At 58.1% G+C, this 6,102-nt stretch carries 6 protein-coding genes; 2 read left to right on the top strand and 4 right to left on the bottom strand.

Translation table 11 applies throughout. The annotated features are described in order from the left end of the window. Together ACEQWH_RS08575 and glpK are read left to right on the top strand one after the other, a co-directional pair. Positions 1 to 1,372, top strand: a 1,372-nt coding sequence (locus ACEQWH_RS08575; RefSeq protein ID WP_370229777.1) for an acyl-CoA synthetase, incomplete at its 5' end; no start/stop codon positions are given. Between the two features lie 135 nt (positions 1,373 to 1,507). Then, the gene (glpK, locus tag ACEQWH_RS08570) at positions 1,508 to 2,995 is read left to right on the top strand and encodes a glycerol kinase GlpK (protein ID WP_370229776.1); all 1,488 of its coding nucleotides are present in this window, start codon (positions 1,508 to 1,510) and stop codon (positions 2,993 to 2,995) included. 49 nt (positions 2,996 to 3,044) lie between these two features. On the opposite strand, the gene dtd is transcribed toward glpK, so the two are convergent. The 4 genes from dtd to ACEQWH_RS08550 form a co-directional block, all read right to left on the bottom strand. After that, positions 3,045 to 3,494 carry a D-aminoacyl-tRNA deacylase gene (gene dtd / locus ACEQWH_RS08565; RefSeq protein ID WP_370229774.1) on the bottom strand — a complete coding sequence of 150 codons (450 nt, stop codon included), beginning with the start codon at positions 3,492 to 3,494 and terminating at the stop codon, positions 3,045 to 3,047. Between the two features lie 9 nt (positions 3,495 to 3,503). Then, a complete protein-coding gene (locus ACEQWH_RS08560) occupies positions 3,504 to 4,646 on the bottom strand; it encodes a primosomal protein N' (replication factor Y) - superfamily II helicase (protein WP_370229772.1) in 1,143 nt (380 codons plus the stop codon). A gap of 17 nt (positions 4,647 to 4,663) precedes the next feature. Then, positions 4,664 to 5,794: an SPFH domain-containing protein gene (locus tag ACEQWH_RS08555; protein ID WP_370229770.1), complete on the bottom strand. Its 1,131-nt coding sequence runs from the start codon at positions 5,792 to 5,794 to the stop codon at positions 4,664 to 4,666. A gap of 11 nt (positions 5,795 to 5,805) precedes the next feature. Continuing rightward, positions 5,806 to 6,102, bottom strand: a 297-nt coding sequence (locus tag ACEQWH_RS08550) for a DUF2927 domain-containing protein (protein WP_370229767.1), incomplete at its 5' end; no start/stop codon positions are given.

Raw genomic sequence — 6,102 nt, 5'->3', positions numbered from 1 at the left:
GACGCCGCCTAAAAGCTGGATTGTACCTTTGATCCGGCCAAAGAACCCGGTCACGCATAAAGCCAAGGTTCTGGATTTCGTCACCGAGATGAACAAACAGAACAAGACGCTGGATTTTGCCGACAGCACAGGCAACCGCGTTGGGGCTTATTTCCACACCGGCGGCACAACCGGCACGCCAAAGGTGGCACAGCACCAATACAGCGGCATGATCTATAACGGTTGGATCGGCAATCATCTGTTGTTCACCGAAGAAGACAACATCATGTGTCCGTTGCCTTTGTTCCACGTTTTCGCCGTGCATGTGATTATGATGGCGGCCATTCAGGCGGGCTCGCATGTGGTGTTCCCGACGCCTGCTGGCTATCGCGGCGACGGGGTTTTTGATAATTTCTGGAAGCTCATCGAACGCTGGAAGATTTCCTTCATCATCACCGTGCCCACCGCCGTTGCCGCCCTGATGCAGCGCGATGTGGATGCGGATATCTCGTCCGTTAAGACCGCGTTTTCGGGCTCGGCCCCGATGCCGATGGAGCTGTTCAAGCGCTTTGAATCGGTGTCTGACGTGGCCATCGTCGAGGGCTATGGCCTGACCGAGGCCACGACGCTGGTGTCTTGTAACCCTCCGGGTGGCGAGAAAAAAGTCGGCTCGGTCGGCGTGCCGCTGCCTTATGTTGACGTCAAGATCATTAACGTGGACGGCGAGGGCAATCCGGTTGAATGCGCGACCAACGAGATCGGTGAGATCTGTGTGTCATGCCCCGGCGTCTATGTCGGCAATACCTATACCGAAGCTGAAAAGAACGCAGAACTATACCACGGCGATCACCTGCGCACAGGCGATCTGGGCCGGATCGACGAAGATGGTTATGTCTGGATCACCGGCCGCGCCAAGGATCTGATTATTCGGGGCGGTCACAACATCGATCCTGCCGAAATCGAAGAGGCGCTTGTCCAGCATCCGGCCGTTGCTGTGACCGGTGCGATTGGCCAACCGGATTCCTATGCGGGCGAAATTCCCTGCGTTTATGTCGAGCTGGTCGAAGGCGCGAGTGCAACCGTCGAAGAGTTGATGGCCCATTGCGAGAAGACCGTGATGGAACGCGCCGCGATGCCGAAATACGTCGAGATCCTGCCAGAGGTTCCAAAAACCGCCGTCGGCAAGGTGTTCAAACCCGATCTGCGGAAAATGGCGATCGAACGCATTTATAACGAAGCGCTTGAGGCCGCAGGCTCTCCGGCGCGGGTTGTGGCAGTGGTTGACGACAAGAAACGCGGTTTGGTTGCGCAGGTCATGCGCAACGACGCAACCGAGGATGATATGACTCGCATCCTCGGAGCCTTTACGCGCCCGTGGGAATGGGCCGCATAAGGCCGTTGCGAGAAAAGCTTGAATGGGCGAGGACCAGAGGGTCTTCGCCCTTTTCATTTTAAAGTGTTCGCGCTAACGAATTTAGATCGGAACGTTTGTTTCTGCGTATGTTTTTTGTTCCAATAGGTGAAACCCATGACCCATATCCTCGCTATCGACCAAGGCACGACCTCCACGCGCGCAATGATTTTTGATGCGGATATGCAGATAACCGCGGTCGCCCAACAGGAATTCACGCAGCATTTTCCCGCCTCTGGTTGGGTTGAGCATGTGCCCGGCGATTTATGGGATACGACGCTTTCAACCTGCCAAGACGTGCTGAAGGAGGCGGGCCTGTCCGCAAGCGAGGTCACTGCGATTGGCATCACCTACCAGCGCGAAACCACTGTGGTCTGGGACCGCGCGACGGGTACGCCTGTGCACAATGCGATTGTCTGGCAAGACCGACGCACCGCCGATATTTGCCGCGACTTAAAAGCCAAAGGCCACGAGGCGCTGGTTACGGATGTAACGGGATTGCTGTTGGATCCGTATTTTTCGTCGACCAAGATCAAATGGATTCTGGATCAGGATCCAACGCTGCGGGCCCGCGCCAAGGCCGGAGAGCTGGCCTTTGGCACTGTCGACAGCTGGGTGATCTGGAACCTCACGGGCGGCGCGCGTCATGTGACGGACGCGACGAATGCGGCTCGCACCATGCTCTATGACATTCACAAAGGAAAGTGGAGCAGCCGTATCTGCGATCTGCTTGATATTCCGATGGAAATGTTGCCCGAGGTGCTGGATTGCGCGGCAGACTTCGGGGTGACTGATGCGGGTGTTTTGGGCGCTGAAGTCCCGATCCTGGGGGTCGCAGGCGACCAGCAGGCCGCCACCATCGGGCAGGCGTGTTTTGAGCCGGGTATGATGAAATCAACCTACGGCACCGGATGTTTTGCGCTGATGAACACCGGCGGCATGGCGGTCAAATCCCATAACCGCTTGCTGACAACGATTGCCTATCAGCTGGACGGCAAGCCAACCTATGCGCTGGAAGGCGCGATCTTCATCGCCGGAGCCGTGGTTCAGTGGCTGCGCGACGGTCTGGGCATCATCGAAAATGCCTCAGAGACGCAGGCCTTGGCCGAACAATCAGATCCGGCGCAGGATCTGATCCTTGTACCGGCCTTCGTGGGTCTTGGCGCGCCATATTGGGCACCGGATTGCCGGGGCGCGGTGTTTGGACTGACGCGCGGATCAGGCCCCGCAGAATTCGCACGCGCTGCATTGGAAAGCGTCGGGTACCAAACGCGCGATCTTATGGAGGCCATGAAGGGTGATATGGGCGAGCGGGCGCAATCTGGCGTTCTGCGTGTCGATGGAGGCATGACGGCGTCGGATTGGACGATGCAGTTCTTGTCCGACATCATCGGCGCTCCGGTAGATCGCCCGAAAGTTCTGGAAAGCACCGCGACTGGAGCGGCTTGGCTGGCGGGCATGCGGGCAGGGGTCTATCCAAACATGCAAGACTTCGCGGGGTCTTGGGCGCGTGACCGTCAGTTCGAACCCACTATGGCGCTCGAGGCGCGAGATGCGAAATACGCCGCGTGGAACAAAGCTGTCGCGGCAACCCTGTCGGTCTAGATAAAAACGCAATGGGCAGGGGTCTCGTTCCAAAGGGCGCGGCGCACCATCAGCGCCACTGGTCGGTATCTATCCAGATTGTGACGGGGCCATCGTTTACAAGCGCAACCTTCATGTCCGCGCCGAACTGTCCTTTAGACACCGGCACCCCGGTCGCTGCCAGTTGCTCGGCAAAATATTCGTACAGCGCGTTGCCGTCTTCGGGGCTGCTGGCTGTTGAAAACCCCGGGCGATTGCCGCTTTTGGTGTCTGCGGCCAGCGTGAACTGGCTGACAACCAAGGCAGCGCCCTGCATGTCTGACACGGCCTTGTTCATCTTGCCCGCGTCATCCTGAAAGATCCGCAGTTTGCTGATCTTTTGAGCCAGTTTGGTGGCCTCGGCCTTGCTGTCCCCGTCCATTGCACAGACCAACACCAACAGCCCTGATCCGATCTCTCCGATGATCTGTCCATCCACACGAACCGAGGCCTCAGAGACCCTCTGAATCAATGCGCGCATTCTGATATCCTATTGGTTTTGGGCGACAAAATAGCCGATGATGCCGGCTGCGATCAAACCCAGAACCACGGCAAAACCTATCTTCCAGGCAGACCAAGGCCGCTCGCCCTGAACCCGGCCTGTGCGGCCGTTCACCACAAAGCGATAGGTGTTTCCACGGTATTTATAGGCGGCCATCCACACCGGCAGCAGGATGTGTTTGAACGTCACATCCGAGATCGTTGTATCAACATCATGCACCCGCTGACGGTCGCCACCGATGTCAAATTTGACATCGCGCAGGATCACGCGGTCCATATGCTGGCGCGCTTCGACAAAGCCTTCGTCCAGTTCAACCGCATAGGCCTCGGCGCGAAACCCTGCAAGGAATTCAGGGCGGTATGGCTCCAGGCCCGACAAGTCCCAGGGGGCCAATGCGTCCGTGTATTTCTTGGGTAAGCTGCGTGAGGCCAGGACAAGCACGTCATCAAAGAACCGCGCCACGCGGCCTGACACATTGCGCCAACGCACGCGGGTCTGGCTGACCTGCGTGGGCTTGCCATCGCGCATCACCGTCTTTGTCACCCGATATTCCGTGCCACGCTCGCCGCGATAGCTGGATTTCGTATCCGCATCAAAGGTCCAGAACGGCACATAGATGCCGTCCATCTTGCGCCCTTTGCGGGCATAGGCCTGAAGCCCGTTTGGCGCGAACCACAGCTTACCAAGCCACTCTTCCATCGCTTTATGGGCTGCCCGCTCGTTCAGATGAAACGGCAGCACACCGCGTGGTTTGATGTGCCGATGCACTCCGGTGTCGGTGACAACCGGCGTCGCGCAGAAGGGACATTCGGTGGAATGTGTGACCGCATCAAATTCGACCTGTGCCGCGCAATTGGGGCAGGTCGACACGCGGGTTTCTTCGATGTCTTGCGCAGGCAGTTGGTTTTCAATCGCGCGTTTGAAATCCAGCTCTTTGATCGACCCTTTCCAAGGGCCAACCTGATCGATGTCGTCCTCATTGCCGCAGTGATCGCAGATCAGTTTCGAGGCCGCGGGATCAAACCGGAAATCCGCCCCGCAGTTGTCACAGGGAAAGCGGTGCTGACTGTCTGGGGTCGCGGGCTCTGTGGTGAGTTCGGCATTGGGCGGAGGCGGGGGCGCGTCTTGCATTCTGTGCGACCCGTTCTCTAGGCGCCGGGCGGCGGGGGTGGTGGCAGAATGGTAAAGAGCTGTGCAAGTTCAGCCACGTCTTCGGCGCGTTTCCAGCCGTCCTGACCGGCGGTCCAGACAAAGGTTTCACGCGTCAGCCCGCCTTCCTCGGCCATGCGACCCAGACGCGCCTTGGAAAATGGACCAGTGGTCTTTCCGTTTTCTGCAATGTGCCAGACATGCTCAACCGGCGGAGGCGGCGGGGCCGGTGATGCCGCAGCAGGCGCCGTGGCCTGACCCGCCGCGCCCCATGGTCCGCCCTGTGTTGCACCGGTGGCCATTGCGCCCATTTGCAGACCCAACGCAGCGCCCATACCAGCTTCCATCGCGCCGCCGGCCATACCGCCTTGTCCAAGCGCCTCGGCGGCTTTACATTTCATGTGATCGTTCAGGTTGCCCGCGATGCCACGGGACGTGCGCTCGTCCAGCGCCGCTTCGACCGCAGGAGGTAAGCTGATGTTTTCAATATAGAGTTCCGGAATGGACAGGCCATATTGCTGCACGACCGGATCAATGGCTTCGGCTACGATTTTGCCGAACTCACCGGTATTGGCGGCCATATCCAGCACCGGAATACCCGAGCCTGCGATGACTTTTGAGAACTCTTGCACGATGATATTGCGGATCTGAAAGCTGATTTCATCCATGGTGAACTCACCATCCGTGCCAACGATCTCGGTCAGGAACCGTGCCGGATCTGCGACGCGAATAGAGTAGGTGCCATAAGAGCGCAGACGCACGGGGCCAAATTCAGGATCGCGCGCCATGATCGGGTTTTTGGTACCCCATTTCAGATCATTGAACCGCGTCGTGTTGACGAAATAGATCTCGGATTTGAACGGGCTTTTGAACCCGTGATCCCAATGCTGCAACGTGGTCATGATCGGCATGTTGTTGGTTTCAAGCATATAGAGACCGGGCGTAAACACATCCGCCAGCTGGCCCTCATGCACAAACACCGCGGCCTGACCTTCGCGCACGGTCAGTTTGGCACCATATTTGATTTCGTGCCCTTCGCGTTCAAAACGCCAGACCATTGTGTCGCGTGTATCATCGACCCAATGGATCACATCGATGAATTCACCGGTCAGAAAATCAAAAATACCCATGATGTCTCCTCTTAGGTCTCGGCGTCTTCGCCCGTCCGTTCGCGGGCGAGGATTTGAATAATGGGGCGGGCCTCGGATGCACTCATTCCGATGCGCAACCGGGGATCGTATAGCATGTTCAGTAGGGCTTCGTCATGGCTGGTGAGAAGCGCGAATTCGTCGTCATCGTTAAAGATAGATGGCCGCGCAAAGGGGCTGTCGTTCACAATGCCCAGCCCTTGCGCGATTTCTTCGTGATAGCAGGACCGGCGCAGCAGATCCGGATGTTCCGCGCGCACCACCGCCACGGCCGACAGAATGCGCGGGTT

It is taken from the genome of Cognatishimia sp., from assembly GCF_964229375.1.
Taxonomy (GTDB): Bacteria; Pseudomonadota; Alphaproteobacteria; order Rhodobacterales; family Rhodobacteraceae; genus Cognatishimia.
Note: the sequence above shows the minus strand (reverse complement) of the source record. Positions and strands in the feature narration are given on the sequence as shown.

Bases quoted from the DNA above. Each gene is read 5' to 3' on its own strand.
- glpK (WP_370229776.1), top strand. From the start codon at position 1,508: ATGACCCATATCCTCGCTATCGACCAAGGCACGACCTCCACGCGCGCA.
- dtd (WP_370229774.1), bottom strand. From the start codon at position 3,494: ATGCGCGCATTGATTCAGAGGGTCTCTGAGGCCTCGGTTCGTGTGGAT.
- ACEQWH_RS08560 (WP_370229772.1), bottom strand. From the start codon at position 4,646: ATGCAAGACGCGCCCCCGCCTCCGCCCAATGCCGAACTCACCACAGAG.
- ACEQWH_RS08555 (WP_370229770.1), bottom strand. From the start codon at position 5,794: ATGGGTATTTTTGATTTTCTGACCGGTGAATTCATCGATGTGATCCAT.